General features: G+C 71.7%; 20 protein-coding genes. 11 read left to right on the forward strand and 9 right to left on the reverse strand.

Features of this window, described 5'->3' with window-relative positions:
• Positions 1–42: 42 nt before the first annotated feature.
• A complete protein-coding gene (locus E3N83_RS16840) occupies positions 43–1,212 on the forward strand; it encodes an acyl-CoA dehydrogenase family protein (protein ID WP_151084303.1) in 1,170 nt (389 codons plus the stop codon).
• 3 nt (positions 1,213–1,215) lie between these two features.
• Here the strand turns inward: E3N83_RS16840 and E3N83_RS16845 are convergent, their stop codons facing one another.
• On the reverse strand, positions 1,216–2,106 hold the full coding sequence (locus tag E3N83_RS16845; RefSeq protein WP_238342952.1) for a dihydropteroate synthase: 891 nt from the start codon (positions 2,104–2,106) through the stop codon (positions 1,216–1,218).
• A 106-nt stretch (positions 2,107–2,212) separates the two neighbouring features.
• On the opposite strand from E3N83_RS16845, the gene E3N83_RS16850 reads away from it, so the two are divergent.
• Together E3N83_RS16850 and E3N83_RS16855 are read left to right on the forward strand one after the other, a co-directional pair.
• Positions 2,213–2,890, forward strand: a complete 678-nt coding sequence (locus E3N83_RS16850) for a dihydrofolate reductase family protein (protein ID WP_238342953.1) — start codon at positions 2,213–2,215, stop codon at positions 2,888–2,890.
• 45 nt (positions 2,891–2,935) lie between these two features.
• Positions 2,936–3,283 carry a UBP-type zinc finger domain-containing protein gene (locus E3N83_RS16855; protein ID WP_151084306.1) on the forward strand — a complete coding sequence of 116 codons (348 nt, stop codon included), beginning with the start codon at positions 2,936–2,938 and terminating at the stop codon, positions 3,281–3,283.
• 84 nt (positions 3,284–3,367) lie between these two features.
• On the opposite strand, the gene E3N83_RS16860 is transcribed toward E3N83_RS16855, so the two are convergent.
• The 4 genes from E3N83_RS16860 to E3N83_RS16875 all read right to left on the reverse strand — a co-directional run bounded on the left by E3N83_RS16860 (position 3,368) and on the right by E3N83_RS16875 (position 10,785).
• Positions 3,368–4,312, reverse strand: coding sequence for a hypothetical protein (locus E3N83_RS16860; protein ID WP_151084307.1), 945 nt, complete (start codon positions 4,310–4,312; stop codon positions 3,368–3,370).
• 183 nt (positions 4,313–4,495) lie between these two features.
• Positions 4,496–6,394, reverse strand: coding sequence for a translational GTPase TypA (gene typA, locus E3N83_RS16865; protein ID WP_151084308.1), 1,899 nt, complete (start codon positions 6,392–6,394; stop codon positions 4,496–4,498).
• A 142-nt stretch (positions 6,395–6,536) separates the two neighbouring features.
• A complete protein-coding gene (locus E3N83_RS16870; RefSeq protein ID WP_151084309.1) occupies positions 6,537–6,716 on the reverse strand; it encodes a hypothetical protein in 180 nt (59 codons plus the stop codon).
• 241 nt (positions 6,717–6,957) lie between these two features.
• Positions 6,958–10,785: an ABC transporter ATP-binding protein gene (locus tag E3N83_RS16875; RefSeq protein WP_151084310.1), complete on the reverse strand. Its 3,828-nt coding sequence runs from the start codon at positions 10,783–10,785 to the stop codon at positions 6,958–6,960.
• A gap of 396 nt (positions 10,786–11,181) precedes the next feature.
• Here E3N83_RS16875 and E3N83_RS16880 point away from each other — a divergent pair, with 396 nt between their 5' ends.
• Complete coding sequence (locus E3N83_RS16880; RefSeq protein WP_151084311.1) at positions 11,182–12,516, forward strand: M4 family metallopeptidase; 1,335 nt, start codon at positions 11,182–11,184, stop codon at positions 12,514–12,516.
• A 3-nt stretch (positions 12,517–12,519) separates the two neighbouring features.
• Here the strand turns inward: E3N83_RS16880 and E3N83_RS16885 are convergent, their stop codons facing one another.
• Together E3N83_RS16885 and E3N83_RS16890 are read right to left on the reverse strand one after the other, a co-directional pair.
• Complete coding sequence (locus tag E3N83_RS16885; protein WP_151084312.1) at positions 12,520–13,212, reverse strand: aspartate/glutamate racemase family protein; 693 nt, start codon at positions 13,210–13,212, stop codon at positions 12,520–12,522.
• Between the two features lie 50 nt (positions 13,213–13,262).
• Positions 13,263–14,003 (reverse strand): SDR family NAD(P)-dependent oxidoreductase, encoded by a 741-nt coding sequence (locus E3N83_RS16890; protein ID WP_151084313.1) that lies wholly within the window; start codon positions 14,001–14,003, stop codon positions 13,263–13,265.
• A 70-nt stretch (positions 14,004–14,073) separates the two neighbouring features.
• Between E3N83_RS16890 and E3N83_RS16895 the strand changes: the two genes are divergently transcribed.
• The 4 genes from E3N83_RS16895 to E3N83_RS16910 all read left to right on the forward strand — a co-directional run bounded on the left by E3N83_RS16895 (position 14,074) and on the right by E3N83_RS16910 (position 16,985).
• Complete coding sequence (locus E3N83_RS16895; protein ID WP_151084314.1) at positions 14,074–14,466, forward strand: hypothetical protein; 393 nt, start codon at positions 14,074–14,076, stop codon at positions 14,464–14,466.
• Between the two features lie 90 nt (positions 14,467–14,556).
• Positions 14,557–15,828: a D-inositol-3-phosphate glycosyltransferase gene (gene mshA, locus E3N83_RS16900; protein ID WP_475441511.1), complete on the forward strand. Its 1,272-nt coding sequence runs from the start codon at positions 14,557–14,559 to the stop codon at positions 15,826–15,828.
• Positions 15,825–16,346, forward strand: a complete 522-nt coding sequence (locus tag E3N83_RS16905; protein WP_151084315.1) for a type III secretion system chaperone family protein — start codon at positions 15,825–15,827, stop codon at positions 16,344–16,346. The genes mshA and E3N83_RS16905 overlap by 4 nt, the downstream gene beginning before the upstream one ends.
• Positions 16,347–16,355: 9 nt before the next feature.
• Positions 16,356–16,985 carry a GNAT family N-acetyltransferase gene (locus E3N83_RS16910; RefSeq protein ID WP_151084316.1) on the forward strand — a complete coding sequence of 210 codons (630 nt, stop codon included), beginning with the start codon at positions 16,356–16,358 and terminating at the stop codon, positions 16,983–16,985.
• Here the strand turns inward: E3N83_RS16910 and E3N83_RS16915 are convergent.
• Both E3N83_RS16915 and E3N83_RS16920 read right to left on the reverse strand, forming a co-directional pair.
• Entirely contained in the window at positions 16,975–17,328 is a 354-nt protein-coding gene (locus tag E3N83_RS16915) for a DUF1304 domain-containing protein (protein ID WP_151084317.1), read from the reverse strand. The two genes, E3N83_RS16910 and E3N83_RS16915, sit on opposite strands and share 11 nt — an antisense overlap.
• A gap of 16 nt (positions 17,329–17,344) precedes the next feature.
• A complete protein-coding gene (locus E3N83_RS16920; RefSeq protein ID WP_151084318.1) occupies positions 17,345–18,253 on the reverse strand; it encodes a DMT family transporter in 909 nt (302 codons plus the stop codon).
• Positions 18,254–18,367: 114 nt separating this feature from the next.
• Here E3N83_RS16920 and E3N83_RS16925 point away from each other — a divergent pair, with 114 nt between their 5' ends.
• The 3 genes from E3N83_RS16925 to E3N83_RS16935 are packed head-to-tail and all read left to right on the forward strand — an operon-like array spanning position 18,368 to position 21,167.
• Positions 18,368–19,105, forward strand: a complete 738-nt coding sequence (locus tag E3N83_RS16925) for a (Fe-S)-binding protein (protein WP_151084319.1) — start codon at positions 18,368–18,370, stop codon at positions 19,103–19,105.
• Positions 19,102–20,580, forward strand: a complete 1,479-nt coding sequence (locus tag E3N83_RS16930) for a lactate utilization protein B (RefSeq protein ID WP_151084320.1) — start codon at positions 19,102–19,104, stop codon at positions 20,578–20,580. The genes E3N83_RS16925 and E3N83_RS16930 overlap by 4 nt, the downstream gene beginning before the upstream one ends.
• Positions 20,577–21,167, forward strand: coding sequence for a LutC/YkgG family protein (locus E3N83_RS16935; RefSeq protein ID WP_151084321.1), 591 nt, complete (start codon positions 20,577–20,579; stop codon positions 21,165–21,167). Before E3N83_RS16930 ends, E3N83_RS16935 begins: the two co-directional genes overlap by 4 nt.
• The last annotated feature ends 12 nt before the right edge of the window (positions 21,168–21,179 follow it).

Here is a 21,179-nt window from a genome sequence, read left to right on the forward strand (position 1 = left end):
CCTCGCGCCGGCCCCTCGCTCCGCGTGGGTAGGGTCGCGACCATGGACCTGACCCTCAACGACGAAGAGCGCGAGATCCGCGACTGGGTGCGCACGTTCGTCACCAAGGAGCTCATGCCGCTGGAGCCCCAGGTGCTCGAGCGCGAGCGCCGGGGCGAGCGCGGCTTCACCCTCGAGGAGCTGCGCGAGCTCCAGGAGAAGGCCAAGCAGTCCGGCTTCTTCGGCGTGCTCACGCCCGAGGAGTACGGCGGGATGGGGCTCGGTTCGTTGATGGCGGCGCTGATCGAGATCGAGCTCGGTCGCACGTTCGTGCAGTTCAAGTTCGGCGGTGATGCCGACAACATCCTGTTCCACGCCAACGACGAGCAGAAGAAGCGCTATCTCGAGCCGACGATCAGCGGCGAGCGCTACAGCTGCTTCGCGATCACCGAGCCCGGCGCCGGCTCGGACGCCCGCAACATCCGCACCGCCGCCGTACGCGATGGTGACGAGTGGGTGATCAACGGTGAGAAGACGTTCATCACCGGCGGCGACATCGCCGACTTCTGCATGGTCTTCGCCGTGACCGACAAGGAGAAGGGCGCCGACGGCGGCGTGACCTGCTTCCTGGTCGACCGGGAGGCCGGGTGGACGTCGGCGACCATCCCGACCATGGGCCAGTGGGGGCCGGCGTCCCTGTCGTTCCAGGACGTGCGCGTGCCGCACTCCGCGATCCTCGGCGAGGAGGGTCGCGGCTTCGCGCTGGCGATGAAGTGGATCGGCAAGGGCCGCTTCATGCTGCCCGCCCGGGCGCTGGGTGCCTGCGAGCGGCTGGTCGAGATGGCGATGGAGCAGGCGAAGAACCGGGTGACCTTCGGGGAGCCGATCGCCAACCGGCAGGCCATCCAGTGGATGATCGCCGACTCGGCGGTGGAGATCGAGGCGCTTCGCTGGCTGGTGCTGACCGCGGCCTGGCAGGTCGACAACGGCATCGACTCACGGCAGTCGCAGTCGATGGCCAAGCTGTACGGCGGGGTGCAGGCCAACCAGATCGTCGACCGGGTGCTGCAGATCCACGGCGGCATGGGCTACACCCGGGAGCTGCCGATCGAGCGGTGGTACCGCGAGCTGCGCCTGCTGCGCATCTACGAGGGCACCGACGAGATCCAGCGCCGCACCATCGCCCGCAACCTGCTCTCGGGGCACGTGTCGGTGCGCGGGCACCTCGGCTAGGGCTCAGCCGACCGAGAGGTCCCCCATCGCCCTGAGCACCGCGCGCACGTGCGCGACCTCGTGGGTGCGGAACAGGTGGGTCCCGCCGAGCTGCGCGATCATCGCGAAGAAGCCCTCGGCCTTGCGGAACTCGTCCTCGAAGAGGTCGAACGCGTGGGGCAGGGCGTTGCAGACGGGCACGCCCAGCGAGCGGAGCCGGAACGACTGGGCGAGCACCCGCGTCTGGTGCCGGACCCGCGCAGTGGGGTCGACCAGGTTGGCGTAGTAGAAGCCCATCCCCGGGTCGATCACCACCTGCTCCACGCCGAGCTCCCGGGCTCGGGCCAGCCGCGGGCCGAAGTGGTCGACCAGGTGCGGCATCGGGTCGGCCTCCATCGACACGGTGCCGGCGTCGCGGACGTTGTCGTGCTCCACGAAGCACAGGACCACGCCCGCGTCGTACTCCGCGGCCAGGGTGAACATCTCGTCCTCGTGCTGACGCCCGGTCATGTTCAGGATCTGGGCTCCGGCGGCCAGACCCTTGCGGACGACGGCCGGCTCGTAGGTCTCCACCGAGACCACCGTCTCCGCGGCGATCGCCTCGATCACAGGCACGAGAGCCGCGATCTGGTCGTCGGCGCTGACCCGCTCCGCGCGGGCGGTGCTCGACTCGGCGCCGAGGTCGACCACCTGGGCGCCCTCGGCGACCTGCACCCGGGCCTTGCGGATAGCGGACTCCTGCGACACCGCGATGCTCTCGCGGTACGTCGACGCGCGGGACAGGTTGACCGTCCCCATCAGCACCGGGGCGCCGTCCGCGATCACCAGGTCGCCCAGCCGCACCGGCGTCACGGGGAGAGCGAGGTCGGTCGCGAACCTCTCCCGCAGCGCGGACAGGTCCTCGAGCGAGATCACCCCGCGAAGTCTAGGCGGCGGCCCCAGGCCGGCTCGCCCTCGCTTCCCTCGGCGACGCGCTGCGTGGGGCGCGGGCCGGCCGTGGGACACCGGGCAGGATGGTGGAGTGACCTCGTTCGGACAGCTGGCAGACCTGGACGACGACGCGCTCCGGGTGGCGTACGCACCGCCGCGGCTGCCGTGGCTGCGGCTCAACTTCGTCGCCACCGTCGACGGCGCTGTCTCCGGCGGCGACGGCACGAGCGGGTCGATCAACAACGAGGCCGACCACCGGGTGTTCGGCGCGCTGCGGGCACAGGCGGACGTGGTGGTCGCCGGGGCCGGGACCATCCGGGACGAGGGCTACCGGCCGAACCCCAAGCCGCTGGTCGTGGTGACCCGGTCGGGCGAGATCCCGCCGACCCTGCTGGAGGGCGACACCGGTCGGGTGTACGTCGCCACCGGAGCGCGGGCGCCCGGTCTGGCTGACGCGCGGTCGGTGCTCGGCGACCGGGTGCTGGTGCTGGGCGAGGACGCGCCGGATCCCGTGGCGCTGAGGTCCGCGCTGGTAGACCTGGGCTTCGCCAACATGCTGTGCGAGGGCGGACCTCACCTGGCCCGCGACCTGCTCGCGGCCGGCGTCGTGGACGAGCTGTGCTGCACCCTCGTCCCGACCCTGGTGGCCGGGTCCGCCCCGCGGATCACCGTCGGCGACGGGATCGACGTACCCCTCGCCCTTCACGCCCTGCTCGAGGACGCCGGCACGTTGCTGGGTCGGTGGTTGGTTTCACCGGTTCACCGGTGAACGTCCCGTGGGATCGGCCCTGGCTGCGTGTGGCAGGCTGACTCGATGAGCATCGACGCCATCGACCCGACCGTCCCGCCCTCGGGCACCGGCTGCGTGGAGTGCCTCGCCGCCGGTGGTTGGTGGTTCCACCTCCGCAGGTGTGCGGCGTGCGGCCACGTGGGCTGTTGCGACTCCTCGCCGGCACAGCACGCCACCGCGCACTTCCGGGAGTCGGGCCATCCGGTGATGGCCAGCTTCGAGCCGGGGGAGGACTGGTTCTGGGACTTCCACGAGGAGCAGGCTTACGACGGCCCGGAGCTGGCCGGCCCGCAGAGCCACCCCGCCGACCAGCCGGTCCCCGGCCCGGCCGGCGCCGTACCCGACGACTGGCAGGACCACATCCACCGGTGACCGTCGGGCGCTCCGGGTTTGCCCGGGATGCACGCGACGGCGCACCCCCGAGAGGATGCGCCGTCGCGTCGGTCGGTTGTTGCGTCAGTGCACCGTGGTCGCCGAGACTCCGAAGGGCTCGAAGTCGTAGACGGTGTTGTTGATCTGGAGAGCGTCGACGGCGCCGCTGAAGGCGTAGTCGCGGCCCTTGCTGATCAGGGCGGAGATCAGGGTGCCGTTGGGCGCGGCCGCCTCGGCCTGCGCCAGGGTGCAGTACGTGGTCTGGTTGCAGCCGGAGTCGGCACCGAACCCGCCGGTGTAGTACCACTGCGCGGCCGTGCTCGCGTCGAGCTTGGTCCAGACGTTGCTCGCTGCCGAGACGGGGACGTACACCAACGTGGTGAACGTGCGGGCGGTGTGCGGGTTCACCTCGAACTGGACGCTGGGCAGGTTGTTCGCCGCGGCGCTGTTGTTCTCGCCGGTGGTGAAGACCGAGTAGGTGACCGTGTTGATGGTGCCGAGGGCCTGTCCGGCGAAGTCGACCTGGTCACCGAAGGCGGCCTTGTCCGATGGGGATCCGGTCCGGATCCCGAGGCTGCCGATCCCCATCGGCGGCGTGACGCCGCCCGCACCGGAAGGACCGGAGCGGAGGTAGGAGTCGCCGTTGCCGATGACGTTGCGGTCGATGATCGACCAGTCCGCACCGACGTACTTGGCGCTTCCGGCCGGCCCCTGCGGACCCTGGGGACCCTGCGGTCCCTGGGCACCCTGCGGGCCGCCCTGGGCGATCTGCTGGTTGAGCGCGTCGTTCAGGTCGCGGGCCTTGATCGTGCCGTTCTGGAGGTCCTCGCCGGTGACGCTGGCGTCGCTGATCGCGCGGCTGTCGACGCTGCCCGTGGCCAGGTCGACCGCCTGGATGGTGTGGTTCTTGATGTCGTCGGTGGTGACCAGGCCGGCGGCCATGGCGCCCCCGCCCGCGGCGAGGGTCAGCACGACGGCGCCGGCGACGACGGCCGCGCTGCGGCTGCGGAGAGGTGAGTGGATCTTCAAGGAGACTCCTGGGTCCGAGTAGGCGCGCAGGAGTGAAGCCCACCCCCGTGCGTGTGTGGTTCAACGAGGCCCGGGGCGAAGCGTTACGGCGTCGCCCGAGGTCCCGGCGGGGACCGTAGAACACGACATCGTTGTCCTCGACATCCATCACCCCGAGGGGTGGGACGGCCGGTCAGGACCGGGTCAGCGGGCGGCCTTGCGCACCCGAGCGGCGGTCTTGGCCCGCTCGTTCTGGTCGAGCACGACCTTGCGGATCCGCACGTTGTGGGGCGTCACCTCGACGCACTCGTCCTCGCGGCAGAACTCCAGGCACTGCTCGAGCGAGAGCTTGCGCGGCGGCACCAGCTTCTCGAAGTTGTCGCTGGTCGCGGACCGGATGTTGGTCTGCTGCTTCTCCTTGGTGATGTTGACGTCCATGTCGTCGGCGCGGGAGTTCTCGCCCACGATCATGCCCTCGTAGACCTCGGTGGTCGGCTCGACGAACATCACGCCGCGCTCCTGCAGGTTGGTCATGGCGTACGCCGTCGCCGCGCCCTTGCGGTCGGCCACCAGGGAGCCGTTGTTGCGCGAGCGGATCTCGCCGGCCCACGGCTCGTAGCCCTCCGAGATGTGGTGGGCGATGCCGGTGCCCCGGGTGTCGGTGAGGAACTCGGTCCGGAAGCCGATCAGCCCGCGGGCGGGGACCAGGAACTCCATGCGCACCCAGCCGGTGCCGTGGTTGGTCATCTGCTCCATCCGGCCCTTGCGAGCGGCCAGGAGCTCGGTGATCGTGCCGAGGTACTCCTCCGGTGCGTCGATGGTGAGCCGCTCGACCGGCTCGTGCACCTTGCCGCCGACCTCCTTGGTGACCACCTGGGGCTTGCCCACGGTCAGCTCGAAGCCCTCGCGTCGCATCTGCTCGACCAGGATCGCCAGGGCCAGCTCGCCGCGGCCCTGCACCTCCCAGGTGTCGGGACGCTCCGTGGGGAGGATCCGCAGGGAGACGTTGCCGACCAGCTCGCTGTCGAGGCGGTCCTTGACCAGCCGGGCGGTCACCTTGGACCCCTTCTCGCGACCGACCAGGGGTGAGGTGTTGGTGCCGATCGTCATCGAGATCGCGGGCTCGTCCACGTGGATGAGGGGCAGCGCGACCGGGTTCTCCGGGTCGGCCAGCGTCTCGCCGATGGTGATCTCCGGGATCCCGGCGATGGCCACGATGTCGCCCGGGCCGGCCTCGGTGCCCGGCTTGCGCTCGAGGCCCTCGGTGACCAGCAGCTCGGTGATCTTGACGTTCTTGGTGGTGCCGTCGCGCTTGATCCAGGCGACGTTCTGACCCTTCTTGAGGTAGCCCTGGTGCACCCGCACCAGCGCCAGCCGACCGAGGAACGGCGAGGCGTCCAGGTTGGTGACGTGGGCCTGCAGCGGTGCCCCCTCGTCGTACGTCGGTGCCGGGATCGTCTCGAGGATCGTCCGGAACAGCGGCTCGAGGTCGGGGGAGTCGGGGAAGCCGCCGTTGGCGGGGATCTCGAGGGAGGCGCGGCCGGCCTTGGCGCTGGCGAAGACCACCGGGAAGTCGAGGGCGTCCTGCGAGTGGTGCTCGTCCAGCAGGTCCATGAACAGCTCGTAGGTCTCGTCGACGACCTCGCTGATCCGGGCGTCCGGACGGTCGACCTTGTTGACCACGAGGATCACCGGGAGATCGGCGTTCAGTGCCTTGCGGAGCACGAAGCGGGTCTGGGGGAGCGGGCCCTCGCTGGCGTCCACCAGCAGCACGATCCCGTCGACCATCGACAATCCGCGCTCCACCTCGCCGCCGAAGTCGGCGTGGCCGGGGGTGTCGATGATGTTGATCGTCATGCCGTTCGGATGACCGGCAGCACTGGCGCCCTTGTAGTGGACCGCGGTGTTCTTGGCGAGGATCGTGATCCCCTTCTCGCGCTCCAGGTCACCGGAGTCCATGATCCGCTCGGCGACGCCGGCCTCTTCCTGATGAGCCGTGAAGGCGCCCGCCTGGTGCAGCATCGCGTCGACCAGCGTGGTCTTGCCGTGGTCGACGTGCGCGACGATCGCGACGTTGCGGAGATCGGAACGTGTGGCAGGCATGGGTGTACGACGTCGCTTTCGCAGGCGGGGATTGACCCCTGATCGTATCGGCCTGTCACACGCGGGCCCGCATCGTCGCGACGTCCGGCGGCGCCACCCCATGTGGCCGTCCGGCGCGACGTGCGGGCCCCTCGCGTGCGCGTCAGGAGACGCGGCGCAGCATCACTTCGCTTGCGAGGCGGACGCGGAACCGGCGTTGCCGGGCCCACAACGGCACCAGCCGCCGCTCGCGGCTCGCCATCTCGACGGTGAGCCGGATCCGGTTTCCCAAGCAGTCCTCGCAGTAACAGCCGTGGACACCATGGGGGGTGGTGGTGTTCATCGTGCCTCCTCGGGGATGAAACGGGGCTCGCCTCCCACGGTGACGCCGACGATCGGACATAGGTGACTAGTCCCCTGGGACTGGCCCGTCGCGCACCCGCCGTCCGCGCAGCCGATGGCGTCGTTTCGAGCGTCTCGAGTTTCGATCTCGGCAGTTTGTCGAGGCTCCTTCGAACGGATCCGAAGTCGTCGGTTCGGGCCGCTCCGGTCGCCCACCGGCCGGTCCGGACCGTGGCCGCTGGTCAGCCCGCCGAGACCAGCTCGAAGGCGCGCCACATCGCGGCGTACCGGCCGTCGCGGGCCACCAGCTCGTCGTGCGTGCCGTCCTCCAGGACCCGACCCTGGCCGAGCACGACGATCCGGTCGGCGGTGCGGGCGGTCTGGAGTCGGTGCGCGATCAGGATCGTCGTACGGCGTCCGGCCACGGCGGCCATCGCAGCCGCGACCTTGGCCTCGGTGGCGAGGTCGAGGTTCGCCGTGGCCTCGTCGAGCAGCAGGACCGCCGGGTCGACCAGCTCGGCCCGGGCCAGCGCGATCAGCTGCCGCTGCCCCGACGACAGGGATGCGCCGCGCTCGGCGATCGGCTGGAGGTAGCCGTCCGGCAACCCGGCGATGAAGTCGTGGGCGCCGACCGAGCGGGCGGCCGCCTCGACCTCAGCGTCGGTCGCCTCGGGGCGACCGTAGGCGATGTTGTCCCGGATGGTGCCGGTGAAGAGGAACGACTCCTGCGGCACGTAGCCGAGGCGGCTGCGGAAGTCGTGCAGGCCGAGGGTGCGCAGGTCGTGCCCGTCGAGGGTGACCGAGCCGGAGTCGGGGTCGTAGAAGCGGGCGAGCAGCTTGAGCACCGTCGACTTGCCGGCCCCGGTCTCGCCGACCAGGGCCACCGTCTCCAGGGGGGCGACCCGAAGGTCGAGGCCACGCAGCGCCTCCGGCGGCTTGCGTCGTACGACGTCGGGGTCGGGCAGCGCGGAGTCGGCCGGCCCCCTGGCGGCGAGGGTCGGGACCTCCGGGGCCGACGGGTAGCGGAAGTGCACGTCGACCAGCGCCAGCTCGCCGCGCACCGGCCCGAGCGGCTGGGGCTGGTCGGGGTCGGGGGTGCCGGTCTGCAGGCGCATCAGGTCCGCGATCCGGTGGACCGAGACCCGGGTCTGCTGCCAGGAGTCGAAGACCTGCGAGAGCTGCTGGATCGGCGAGAAGAACATCGTCAGGTAGAGGATGAACGCGATCAGCACGCCGGTGGTCAGGCGGCCCTGCGCGATCAGGTGGGCGCCGACACCGAGCACGATCACATCCGCGATCGCGGACAGGAACAGTACGAACGGGAAGTAGGTCGCGATCGTGCGCTGGGCCATCAGCCTGGCGTCGAAGTAGCGCAGCCCCAGCCGGTGGAACTGCTCGATCGTCGCGTCCTCGTGCACGAACGCCTGGGCCTCGCGGATGCCCGACAGCGACTCCTGGAAGTCGGCGTTGACCACGGCCAGCGACTCGCGCACGACGTCGTACAGCCGGTTGGTGACACGGCGGAAGAGCACGGTCGCGACCGCCAGCGGGACCACCACGGTGAAGGTCCAGAGAGCGAGCTCCAGGTCGAGCAGCAGGAGCGCGACCCCGACCCCGGCGAAGGTGACCAGGGAGACCAGCGCGGCCAGCAGACCGTTCTCGATCAACGTCTCGAACTGGTCGACGTCGGTGGTCATCCGGGTCATGATCCGGCCGGCCATCTCCCGCTCGTAGTAGTCGAGGGACAGTCGCTGGAGCTGAGCCCAGATCCGGACCCGGAGACCGGCCATGATCCGCTCGCTGGTGCGGCCGGTCACGAACGTCTCCGCGATCTGGTCGACCAGGTCGACCAGCACCACGAGGGCGAAGACGGCGGAGACGGCGAACAGCACATGAGCGGCGTCGACGCGGACGCCGTCGTCGATGCCCTGGTGGACCAGCCAGGGCCCGAGCAGCGCGGCGACCGCGTCGATCACCACGAGCAGCAGGCCGAGCGCGAACGACCAGCGGAACTCGCGCACCAGACCACGCATGGAGAAGTGCGGGTCGGGCGCGGTCTGACGGTCGAGGTCGAGGGTGATGTGGTCGCGCACGGGCGGCAGCGCAGCGACCCTCGCCAGCAGCTCCGGGGTGGGGGCCAGGGACATCTGCCAGCCTCCGCCCCGGCCACCGGCGCGGATGCCGGGACCGATGCCGGCGGCCGCCGGGGGGAGCTTGGACGCCCGCCGCTCGTCCGCGGCCCGGACGGCATCCGCCCGGTTGCCGGACTGCCACGCCTCGGGGGTCACCTCGAGCTCGGTGAGGGTCTCGATGCTGTCTCCGACCGACGCGGCCGCCTCCTCGTCGAGACCGGTGAGCAGCTCGCGGTACGACGCGTTGCGCGCCATCAGGTCGTCGTGGGTGCCGTCGTCGGCGACCCGGCCGTCCTCGAGCAGCACCACGCGGTCCGCGAGGTGGAGCGTGGAGACCCGGTGCGCGACGATCAGCGAGGTGCGGCCGGCCAGCACCTCACGCAGCCCGGTGAAGATCCGCTCCTCGGTCGACGCGTCCACGGCGCTGGTGGCGTCGTCGAGCACCAGGATCGCCGGGTCGGTCAGGATCGCCCGGGCCAGGGCGATCCGCTGCCTCTGGCCACCCGAGAGACTCATGCCGCGCTCGCCGACCCGGGTCTCGTAGCCGTCGACCAGCTCCTCGACGAAGTCGTGGGCACGGGCCACCTGCGCCGCCGCGACCACCTCCTCGCGACTGGCGTCGGGCCGGCCGTAGGCGATGTTGGCGGCGATCGTGTCGGAGAACAGGAAGCTCTCCTCGAACGCCGCCCCGATCTGGCCGCGCAAGGTGCGCAGGCGCGCGGTCCGTACGTCGTACCCGTCGAGGAGGACCTGGCCGCGGTCGGGGTCGATCATCCGCTGCACGAGGGCCACGACGGTGGACTTGCCGCTGCCGCTGGAGCCGACCAGAGCCACCCGCTCCCCGGCACCGATGTGGAGGTCGAGACCGCGCAGGATCTCGGTGCCGTCGTAGGAGAAGTGCACGTCCCGGAGCTCGATCTCACCCTGCAGGGTCGGCAGGTCGGTGGCGTCGGGGGCATCGGTCAGCTGTGGCTCGAGGTCGAGCACCTGGAAGATCCGCTCGACTCCTGCGCGGGCCTGCTGGCCGATGGTGAGCACCCCGGCGAGCTGGCGGGCCGGCGCGACGAACTGCCCGACGTACGTCGAGAACGCGAGGAAGGTGCCGATCGTGATGTCGCCCTGCATCACCAGCCAGCCCCCGAGGGCGAGCACCGCGACCTGGGCCAGCGTCGGGATGGCCTCGAGCAACGGCTGGTAGCGGGCCTGGAGCCGGGTGGCGCGCATCCGGGCGCCGTACAACGACTGGACGACGCCGACCATCCGGAGCAGCTCGCGCTCCTCCTGACCGAACGCCTTGACCACGCGGACGCCTCCGACGTCCTCGTCCACGATCTCGGCGACCTCACCCTCGCGCTGCTGGCCGTCCCAGCTGGCCGGGAAGACGCTGATCCGCAACCGGTAGGAGACGACGAAGAGAGCCGGCGCGATCACCAGTCCCACACAGGCGAGCAGGGGCGAGAGCACGAACATGATCACCAGGGCGATCAGCATCAGCAGCACGTTGCCGAACATCAGCGGCAGGAAGTTGAGCAGCCCCGTGATCAGGGTCGTGTCGCTGCTGGCGCGCGAGACCAGCTGTCCCGTCGGCAGGTGCGACAGGGTGGCCCGGTCGAGGGTCAGGAGGTGGTCGTGGATCTGGTTGCGCAGGTCGTACTGCACGGCCAGCGACGACCGGCCGTTGTGGAAGCGCCGCAGGTAGGCCAGCCCGAAGACCGCGACCGCGATCAGCACGAGCAGGAGCAGCCACGGCCACAGCGGGGCGCGGGGGTCGCCCACGACGTCGTCGACGATCTTCCGGGCGATCAGCGGGACCATCGCCTGCCCCGCGCTGCCCAGGACGGCGGCGCCGAATGCGATCACCACGTCGCGCTTGTGCTTCCAGACCTGCCCGCTCAGTCTGCGGATCCACCCCGGCGTGGGCTCCTGGCTGGCTGGCATCTGCGGGGGTGGTTCCTCTCGGCACGGCGGCCCACCTGGGCCTCCGCCACTCTAGTTGTGCGTCCCAGCGCTGTCGGTGGTCGTGCCAGGCCTCGATGGTCGAGCGGAGTCGAGACCACGGCCCTCGGTGGTCGAGCGGAGTCGAGACCACGACCCTCGGTGGTCGAGCCAGGCCTCGGTGGTCGAGCGGAGTCGAGACCACGGCCCTCGGTGGTCGAGCCAGGCCTCGGTGGTCGAGCGGAGTCGAGACCACGGCCCTCGGTGGTCGAGCCAGGCCTCGGTGGTCGAGCGGAGTCGAGACCACGGCCCTCGGTGGTCGAGCCGCACCCCTCCGGACGTCGACGTCGGCCCCGTGTGCCCCTTGGCGATGTCGGCGGCGAGGCGTAGGAAGGGCGTATGACTCTCGGACCCCGCTGCACCTTCGTCCCGCCCTTCCTGCTCGAGCGGATCGCCGCCTCCGACCACGCCGCTGCCGACCACTGCCGGGCGACGCTCGCGAGAGACCAGGAGTTCCGGGCCGGGCGCGAGACGCTCCAGCCCGCGACGGCAGTGCCGGCCGCGGGCTCACCGGCCTGGGTGGTGGACACCGCGGCCAACGGCTCGACGCTGCCGGGCCGCGTCGTCCGGGCGGCCGGGCAGGCGGCGTCGGGCGACGCGAGCGTCGACGAGGCGGCCGTGGGCATCACCGCGACCCTGAGCCTGTACGCCGACGTCTACGACCGCGCGTCGTACGACGGCCAGGGCGCCGAGGTGGTGCTGACCGTGCACTACGAGCAGGGCTATGACAACGCGTTCTGGAACGGCACGCAGCTGGTGTTCGGCGACGGTGACGGCAAGATCTTCGGCAGCTTCACCAAGCCGATCGACGTGCTGGGTCACGAGTTCACCCACGCCGTCACCCAGTTCACCGCCAACCTGACCTACCAGGGCCAGTCCGGCGCACTCAACGAGTCGGTGTCGGACTGCTTCGGCATGTGCGTCAAGCAGCGCGTCCTCGGCCAGACGGCGGCGCAGGCGGACTGGCTGGTCGGAGAAGGCATCTTCCTGCCCGGCATCCACGCCCGGGCATTGCGCGACATGGCCAACCCCGGCACGGCGTACGACGACCCGACGCTCGGCAGGGACCCCCAGGTCGGCAGCATGTCCGACTACGTCGACACCACCGACGACAACGGCGGGGTCCACACCAACTCCGGGATCCCCAACCGCGCGTTCCAGCTCGCTGCGACCGCGATCGGCGGCGACACCTGGGACGGCGCCGGCCGGATCTGGTACGCCGCCCTCACCGGAAGCGGGGTCACCGCCGGCACCGACTTCGCCGGCTTCGCCGCGGCGACCGTGGCTGCCGCCGGCGACCACGCCGATGCGGTCCGTCAGGCCTGGACGACCGTCGGCGTGACGCCGGGGGCAGGTGCGACGACGGCCGCCTCACCGTCCGGCAGCGCTGCCGGCCAGGTCCTGCGGGTACGCCGTACCGGCGGCATCGCGGGCCGCACCGTCGAAGGCTCGGTCGACCTCTCCGCTCAGGGCGCCACCACCGAGGCGGCGCGCAGCCTCGTGGACCGCATCGACCTCTCGGCCGTGGCCGAGCCGGAGGGGTCCCTGCCCGACGCGTTCAGCTACACCTTCGAGTACGCCGGCCGGTGCGTGACCGTGCCCCGTCACCGGCTCACCGACGACCAGCGCGCGCTGGCGGCACTGGTGCTCGAGCCCGGCGACACGGCCGGGTGAGGCTCACTCAGCCAGGGCTCGGTCCAGGGCGGCGGCCACGTGCAGGGTGGTGCACGGATAGACCGGCAGCTCGCAGTCGGCCTGCTTGATCAGCAGCTCCAGCTCGGTGCAGCCCAGGAGCACGCCGCCTACCCCCTCGTCCCAGAGCTCGTCGATCACGCCGAGCACCCGCGCGCGGGTGGCGTCGACGACCCGGCCGTGCACGAGCTCGTCGTAGATCGCGGAGTTGAGCGCGGCGTGGTGGCGCGCGTCGGGCACCACGGCCTCGAGGCCGTGCCGGGCCAGCCGGTCGGCGAAGAACCCGTCGGACATCGCCACCGACGTCCCGATGAAGCCGACCCGGTCGACCCCATGGGAGAGCACCTCCTCGGCGACCACGTCGGCCAGGTGCAGCAGAGGGATGTCGACCGCGGCCTCCACCTGGTCGGCCACCCGGTGGAACGTCGTGGTGCAGAGCAGGAGGAAGTCCGCGCCGGCCCGCTCGACACCGCGCGCGGCGTCGGCGAGGAGCTCGCCGATCTGCTGCCAGCGTTCCTCGTCCTCGAGGGCGCTCAGCTCGGCGAAGTCGACGGTGCTCAGCACCAGCTTGGGGGAGGAGAGGCCGCCCAGGCGGTCGCTGACCCCGAGGTTGAGGTCGCGGTAGTAGACCGCGCTGCTCTCCCAGCTCATCCCGCCGACCAGGCCGATCGTCTGCATGACCCCGAGTCTGTCCTGCTTCGCGCCGGTCGTCATCGTGGTCCCACAGGTCAGACCCGGTGCACCTTGTGCTGGGCGGCCTGGGCGCGCGGCTTGATCACCAGCTCGTCGATGTTCACGTGCGACGGTCGGGTCGCGATCCAGGCGATCGCATCGGCGACGTCCTCGGCCACCAGCGGGTCGGGGACGCCGGCGTACACGGCGTCGGCCCGCGAGCGGTCGCCCTCGAACCGGTTCAGCGCGAACTCGTCGGTGCGGACCATCCCCGGTGCGATCTCGCTGACCCGGATCGGCTCGCCGACCAGCTCGAGCCGGAGTGTCTCGGTGACGACCTGGGTGCCGTGCTTGGCGGCCGTGTAACCGGCCCCTCCCTCGTAGGCGATCCGGCCGGCCGTCGAGCCCACGTTGACGATCAGGCCGTCGCCGCTCGCGGTCAGCGCGGGCAGCAGCGCGCGGGTGACGTTGAGCAGCCCGATCACGTTGACCTCGTACATGTGCCGCCACTCGTCCGGGTCCGCCTCGGCGACGTTGCCCAGCCCGAAGGCACCACCGGCGTTGTTGACCAGGACGTGCAGCGAGTCGCCCACCGCCGCGGCCAGGGCCGCGACCGACTCGGCGGACGTCACGTCGCAGGTGATGGCGGTCCCGTCGATCTCCGCGGCCAGCCGCTCGATCCGGTCGGTACGACGTGCCGCGCACAGCACGGCGTACCCCTCGGCGGCCAGGGCCCGCGCGGTGGCGGCCCCGATCCCGCTGCTGGCCCCGGTCACGACGGCGGTACGACGGCTCATGGCCCCGATTGTGCCCGCCGGGTGCAGCCGGCAGACGTCGGCGCCCGACCGGTGGCACACTGTGGGACCGATGGGACGTCATGCCGAGACCGCCGGGACTCCTCTGGACCTGCGCCGCACCGCCCAGGCGTCGGGCCTGGTGGGCGGCGTCGCGTGGGTGCTCACCTACTTCCTCCCGACCGACCCCCGCACCGCGCTGGCCACCGGCGTCCTCTGGTTGGGTCTGCTGCTGCTGACCGTGGCGCTGTTCGGTCTCGGGCTGCTGCTGGTCAGGAGCGACGTGCTGGTGCTGCGCTGGTTCGTCGGGCTGGCCCTGCCGACGCTGGTGTGGAGCGCGTTCGCCGTGGTCCGAGACTCCGCCGCTGACCCGGCGCTGGCCGACGCTGTGTTCGGGGCGGCGGTGGGGCTGGTGTCCGGGGTGCAGCTCGTCCGGCGCCGGTCGCTGCCCCGGGCGACGTTGTGAACTCGTGACCTGCACGGGGAATCGACGGGGACCCCGGAGGGTTGGAGCGGGGAGGGGCACCCGTCGGCGGGTGTCGCGAAGGGGGTAGCGGTGCAGCTCACCGAGGACGACGCCGTCCGCAGGGTCGCCATGATCAGCGTGCACACCTCTCCGCTCGACCAGCCCGGCACCGGCGACGCCGGCGGCCTCAACGTCTACGTGGTGGAGCTGTCCCGACGGCTGGCCGCGGCCGGCATCGAGGTCGACATCTTCACCCGCGCCACCTCGTCGCGGCTCGACACCATCGTCGAGGCCGGTGACCGGATCAAGGTCCACAACATCCACGCCGGTCCGTTCGAGGGCCTGACCAAGGACGAGCTGCCCGGCCAGCTCTGCGTGTTCGCCCGTGAGGTGCTGCGCACCGAGGCCGCGCAGCCGCTGGGCCACTACGACCTGGTGCACTCCCACTACTGGCTCTCCGGCCAGGTCGGTGCGCTGGCGCGGGACCGCTGGGGCGTGCCGCTGGTGCACACCATGCACACCATGGCCAAGGTGAAGAACGACGCGCTGGCCGCCGGTGACAGCCCCGAGCCGACGGCTCGGATCATCGGTGAGGAGCAGGTCGTCGAGGCCGCCGACATGCTGATCGCGAGCACCGACATCGAGGCCAAGCAGCTGATCAACCTGTACGACGCGGACCCCGGCCGGGTCGAGGTCGTCCACCCCGGCGTCGACCTCGCTGTCTTCCGGCCCCGTGACACCGCCGCCGCGCGTCGACAGGTCGGGCTCCCCGCCGATGCCCACGTGGTGCTGTTCGCCGGCCGCCTCCAGCCCCTGAAGGCTCCCGACGTGCTGCTCCGGGCCGTCGCCCTCCTGCTCGCCGAGACGCCCGACCTGCGCCCGCGGCTCGTCGTGCCGATCGTCGGCGGGCCGTCCGGCACCGGCCTCGAGCACCCCGAGTCGCTGGCCGAGCTCGCTGCCGAGCTCGGCATCGCCGACGTGGTGCGGTTCGTGCCACCGGTGCCGGCCGCCGAGCTCGCCGTCTGGGACGCGGCCGCATCCGTCGTGGCGGTTCCGTCGTACAACGAGTCGTTCGGGCTGGTCGCGGCCGAGGCCCTGGCCACCGGCACTCCCGTGATCGCCGCGGCCGTCGGGGGACTCCCGACCGTGGTCGAGGACGGTCGCGACGGGCTGCTCGTCGACACCCACGAGCCGCGCGACTGGGCCTCCGCGCTCCGGCGGGTCCTGCTCGACGACGCCCTGCGAGCGCGGCTGTCGGAGGGCGCCCGGGCCCGCTCCGGACGCTTCTCCTGGGAACGCACGGCGGAGCGCACCCTCGACGTCTACGAGCGCGCCCGCGCCGCGCTCCGGGAGCCCGTGTGACCGCGGCCGCGGCGAACGACCCGGCCCAGGTGCTGCGCGACTACCTCGCCGACAACGACCTGGAGTTCACCGAGCAGGGCAGCGTCTTCAGCTTCGCACTGCCGGGGGAGCGCAAGCTCCAGACGCCCGTGCGGCTCGACCTCGGGCCGCACGCCCTCGGCGTCCATGCCTTCGTGTGCCGCAACCCCGACGAGAACCACGAACGCGTCTACCGCTGGCTGCTCGAGCGCAACCTCAAGACGTACGCCGTGTCGTACGCCGTGGACCACCTCGGCGACATCTACCTCGACGCCCGGCTGCCGTTGTCACTGGTGACACCCGAGGAGCTCGACCGCCTGCTCGGCTCGGTGCTGGCCCACGCCGACGGCTCCTTCAACACCATCCTCGAGCTGGGCTTCGCCTCCTCCATCCGCAAGGAGTGGGAGTGGCGCAACCTGCGTGGCGAGTCCACGCGCAACCTCGACGCCTTCCGCGGCTGGCTGGAAACCGACGGGACGCCGGACGTCGAGCGGCCCTAGCCTGAGCGGGTGGAGTGGCCCTTCTTCGACCTGCGGGTCTCGTGCGGTGAGGTGCTGCTGCGCGGGGTGACCGACGCGGACCTCGACCCGCTGCTGGCCGTGCTCCCCGGCGACCTCGAGCACGACCCGCGCAGCGAGCGCCTCGCCGAGCTGGACGACGAGGCCGACCATCGTCGCCTCTTCACCGCCAACCTCTGGAAGCACCGTGGCTCGTGGTCCCCCGCGTCGTGGTGCCTGGAGCTGGCGGTCGAGGTCGACGGAGCCGTCGTGGGGGTGCAGGCGTTGGAGGGCGACGACTTCCCGCTCCTGCGCACGGTCGACTCCTACTCCTGGCTGACCGCCGGGGTCCGGGGCCGAGGCCTCGCCACCTCCTTGCGCACCGGGGTGCTGGCCCTGGCCTTCGACCACCTCGGCGCCGTGGCCGCCGTCTCGTCCGCCACGATGGACAACGCGCCGTCGCTGGCGGTCTCCCGGCGGCTGGGCTACGCGGACAACGGGGTGTCCCTGATCCGCACGGCGGCTGGCGCCGAGCAGCTCCAGCACCTGAGGCTGACCCGGGAGCGCTGGCTCGCCGATGCCCACGACGTCGAGGTCACCGGCATCGAGGCGTGCCTGCCGTGGTTCGGGCTCAGCGGCTGAGCAGCACCGCACCGAGGGCCAGCACGGCCGGCACCGCCTGCACCAGCAGGATCCTCTTGCTCACCGTCGCGGCGCCGTAGAGACCGGCGACGATGACGCAGGCGAGGAAGAACACCTTCACATCGGTGCGGTCGGCCGCCAGGCCCCACACCAGGCCGGCCACGAGGAACCCGTTGTAGAGACCCTGGTTGGCCGCCAGCGACTTCGACTGCTCGGCGAACCCCGCCTCGAGCCCGAACGTCCGCCGCCCGGTCGGGGTGGTCCACAGGAACATCTCGAGGACCAGGAAGTACAGGTGCAGGGCGGCGACCAGACCGACCAGGATGTCCGCGACGATGTTCACCCCCGCAGCATGGGGCCTACGCGGGCTGGGGCGCCACCTCGCGCGGGCGTGGCTTGCGCCGCGCCACGGCCACACCGACCAGGGCCAGTGCCCCGCCGGCGTACGCCATGGTCGGCGGCACCTCGCCCAGGAAGAGCCAGCCCAGGAAGATCGTCAGGGGCGGCACGAGGTAGGTGGTGATACCCAGGCTGCTGGCACTCATGTGCTGCAACGCGAAGGCGTACGTCGTGAAGGCGATCGCGGTCGGGAACACCCCGAGGTAGATCACCCACCACACGTCGGACACCGAGGCCCGGGCGGTGTCGTGGACCAGCTGCCCGGCGAAGGGGAGGCAGGCGATCGCACCGATCGTGCACGCCAGCCAGGTCACGTGGACCGCGGAGAGGCGCGAGACGAGCGGCTTCTGCACGACCAGCGAGATCGAGTAGACCAGGGCGGCGAGCAGGCACAGCCCGACCCCGATCAGGTCGTTGTGCCCGCCCGGCTGGGAGAGCCCGATCAGGACCACTCCGGCGAAGGCGAGGGCCAGGCCGAGGCCGAGCCAGCCCGTGAAGCGGTCTCCCAGGAACAGGGTGGCCAGCAGGGCGATCAGCACCGGTGAGATCTGGATCAGCATCGCGGCGGTCCCGGCGTCGACGTGGCGCTCGCCCTGGTTGAGGGAGACGTTGTAGACGCCGAACCAGAGCACGCCGATCACCAGCAGTGACAGCCAGTCGCGACCACTCGGTCGCGGGACGCCACGGGACAGGGCCACGACGCCCAGGGCCACGGCACCCACCGCCAGCCGGCCCAGCGAGAGGGCGCCGGCCGAGAAGTCGTGGCCGAGGTGCCGGATCGCGACGAAGGCCGAGGCCCACAGGGTGAGGGTGACGACGACGGCGGCGACGGGGAGCCAGCGACTGCGGAAGTCCTCGGTAAGAGCCACCCCTCCACTCTAGGCAGTACCTCCGACCACACTCACGCGGTTTTCGGACGTCGCGACCCGCGCCCGGAACGCTGCCGCACGCCGGCTCCCGGCCCGGACGGCATGATGGACCGCATGCGGGTGGCGCTGATGGTGACGTGCGTGAACGACGCCATGTTCCCCGACACCGGCCGCGCGGTCGTCACCCTGCTGCGCCGCCTGGGGGTGGACGTCGACTTCCCGGAGGCGCAGACCTGCTGCGCGCAGCCGATGGTCAACACCGGCTACCTCGACGAGGCCGTGCCGGTCGTGCGGACCTTCGTCGACGCGTTCGAGGGGTACGACGTGGTGGTGACGCCGTCGGGCTCGTGCGCCGGGTCCGCGCGACACCAGCACTCCCTGGTCGCCCGACGCTCGGGCGACACCGCCCTCCAGGAGCGGGTGGCGGGTCTGGGGCCGCGGGTCCTCGAGCTCAGCGAGTTCCTCGTCGACCACCTGGGCGTGACCGACGTGGGCGCCTACTTCCCGCACCGGGTGACCTACCACCCGACCTGCCACTCGCTCCGGATGCTCGGGGTCGGTGACCGCCCGCGCCGGCTGCTCGAGTCGGTGCGCGGGCTGACCCTCGTCGACCTGCCCGGGGCCGAGGAGTGCTGCGGCTTCGGCGGCACGTTCGCGGTCAAGAACGCCGACACCTCGGTCGCGATGGGCGCCGACAAGGCCCGGCACGTCCGCGACAGCGGAGCCGAGGTGCTGGTCGCCGGTGACAACTCGTGCCTGATGCACATCGGCGGGATGCTCTCGCGGCAGCGGGCCGGCGTCCGGGTGGTGCACCTCGCCGAGATCCTGGCCGCCACCGAGGACCCGGCATGAGCGGCACCTTCGTGGGGATGCCCGCCTTCCCCGCCGCGGCTCGCGCCGCGTTGGCCGACACCCAGCTGCGGCACAACCTGGCGCACGCCACCCACACGATCCGCGACAAGCGGGCCACGGTCGTCGCCGAGGTCGAGGACTGGGAGGAGCTCCGGCTGGCGGGTGCGCTGGCCAAGGACACCGCCCTGCTCGACCTCGACCGGCAGCTGGTCCGGCTCGAGGAGACCCTGACCGCGAACGGCGCCGTCGTCCACTGGGCCGGCGACGCGGCCGAGGCGTGCCGGATCGTCGTCGAGGTGGCCCGCGCCCACGGCGTCGACGAGGTGGTCAAGGTCAAGTCGATGGCCACCGCCGAGATCGGCCTCAACGAGGCGTTGCTCGCAGCCGGCATCGCGCCCTGGGAGACGGACCTCGCGGAGCTGATCGTGCAGCTCGCCGACGACCTGCCCTCCCACATCCTGGTGCCCGCGATCCACCGCAACCGGGCCGAGGTGCGCGAGATCTTCCGGTCCCGGATGGCCGGTGCCGGCCGGCCTGCTCCCGACGACCTCTCCGACGACCCCGCCGAGCTGGCGAACGCGGCCCGGCTGCACCTGCGGGAGAAGTTCCTGCGTGCCAAGGTGGCGGTCTCGGGCGCCAACTTCGCGGTCGCCGAGACCGGGACCCTGGTGGTCGTCGAGTCCGAGGGCAACGGCCGGATGTGCCTGACCCTGCCTGAGGTGCTGGTCTCGGTGGTCGGCATCGAGAAGGTGGTGCCGCGCTGGGACGACCTCGGCACGCTGCTCCGGCTGCTGCCCCGGTCGTCGACCGGCGAGCGGATGAACCCCTACACCTCCACGTGGTCGGGGGTCAGCCCCGGCGACGGCCCGCAGGAGGTGCACGTCGTGCTCCTCGACAACGGTCGTACCCGCGCGCTGTCCGACCAGGTCGGGCGGCAGGCCCTGCGCTGCATCCGGTGCTCGGCCTGCCTGAACGTCTGCCCGGTCTACGAGCGGGTGGGCGGCCATGCGTACGGCTCGGTCTATCCCGGCCCGATCGGCGCGATCCTGAACCCGCTGATGAAGGGCGTCGGCGTCGACGAGCAGACCGACTCGCTGCCCTACGCCTCGTCGCTCTGCGGTGCCTGCTTCGAGGTCTGCCCGGTGCGGATCGACATCCCGACCGTGCTCGTCGAGCTCCGCTCGCAGGTCGTCGACGCCCATCGCTCGGGCCGGCCCAAGGCCGAGGCGCTGGCGATGCGCGGGGCGTCGTACGCCTTCACCCGCTCCTCCCGGCTGGGTCTGGCCGAGCGTGCCTCCGGGCTGGCGGGCCTGCTGCTGGGCCGGGTCGGCCGTACGACGCTCCCCGGCGGCCGCCGCGCGCTCGGTCGGATCCCCGGACCGGGTGCGGCCTGGACGTCGGCCCGCGACCTCCCGATGCCGCCGCGCGAGTCGTTCCGGGCCTGGTGGCGCCGGACCGGGGGTGGCCGCTCGTGAGCGCGCGAGAGGAGATCCTGGGCCGGGTCCGGTCGGCCCTCGTGGGCGTCGACGTCCCCGCCGTCGTTGCGCCACCACCGTCGCTGCCGCGCCCCGGTGCCGACCTGGTGGGGCTCTTCGCCGAGCGCGTGGCCGACTACCGCGCCGTGGTCGTCCGCTGCTCGGCCGCCGACCTCGCGGAGCACGTGCGCGCCGCCCTGCCCGCGGCGGCCCGGGTCGTGGTCCCTGCCGGTCTCGATCTCGAGGTACCCGGCGCGGTGCCCGACGACGACCTCTCGGCCGCGGAGCTGGATGCGCTCGACGGTGTCGTCACCCGTGCCACGGTCGGGATCGCCGAGACCGGCACGATCGTGCTCGACCACGGGCCCGGTCAGGGCCGTCGGGTGCTGACCCTGGTCCCCGACCTCCACGTGTGCATCGTCGACGCCGCGCAGGTGGTCGCCGACGTCCCGGACGCCATCCCCCTGCTCGACGTCACCCGCCCCCAGACCTGGATCAGTGGGCCGAGCGCGACCAGCGACATCGAGCTGGACCGGGTCGAGGGCGTGCACGGTCCGCGCCGCCTGCACGTGATCGTGGTCGGGTGAGGCAGGCCGGCC

Source organism: Nocardioides cynanchi (assembly GCF_008761635.1).
Lineage (GTDB): Bacteria > Actinomycetota > Actinomycetes > Propionibacteriales > Nocardioidaceae > Nocardioides > Nocardioides cynanchi.

Bases quoted from the DNA above. Each gene is read 5' to 3' on its own strand.
- E3N83_RS16895 (WP_151084314.1), top strand. From the start codon at position 14,074: ATGGGACGTCATGCCGAGACCGCCGGGACTCCTCTGGACCTGCGCCGC.
- E3N83_RS16930 (WP_151084320.1), top strand. From the start codon at position 19,102: ATGAGCGGCACCTTCGTGGGGATGCCCGCCTTCCCCGCCGCGGCTCGC.
- typA (WP_151084308.1), bottom strand. From the start codon at position 6,394: ATGCCTGCCACACGTTCCGATCTCCGCAACGTCGCGATCGTCGCGCAC.
- E3N83_RS16925 (WP_151084319.1), top strand. From the start codon at position 18,368: ATGCGGGTGGCGCTGATGGTGACGTGCGTGAACGACGCCATGTTCCCC.
- E3N83_RS16855 (WP_151084306.1), top strand. From the start codon at position 2,936: ATGAGCATCGACGCCATCGACCCGACCGTCCCGCCCTCGGGCACCGGC.
- E3N83_RS16870 (WP_151084309.1), bottom strand. From the start codon at position 6,716: ATGAACACCACCACCCCCCATGGTGTCCACGGCTGTTACTGCGAGGAC.
- E3N83_RS16840 (WP_151084303.1), top strand. From the start codon at position 43: ATGGACCTGACCCTCAACGACGAAGAGCGCGAGATCCGCGACTGGGTG.
- E3N83_RS16890 (WP_151084313.1), bottom strand. From the start codon at position 14,003: ATGAGCCGTCGTACCGCCGTCGTGACCGGGGCCAGCAGCGGGATCGGG.
- E3N83_RS16875 (WP_151084310.1), bottom strand. From the start codon at position 10,785: ATGCCAGCCAGCCAGGAGCCCACGCCGGGGTGGATCCGCAGACTGAGC.
- E3N83_RS16885 (WP_151084312.1), bottom strand. From the start codon at position 13,212: ATGCAGACGATCGGCCTGGTCGGCGGGATGAGCTGGGAGAGCAGCGCG.
- E3N83_RS16880 (WP_151084311.1), top strand. From the start codon at position 11,182: ATGACTCTCGGACCCCGCTGCACCTTCGTCCCGCCCTTCCTGCTCGAG.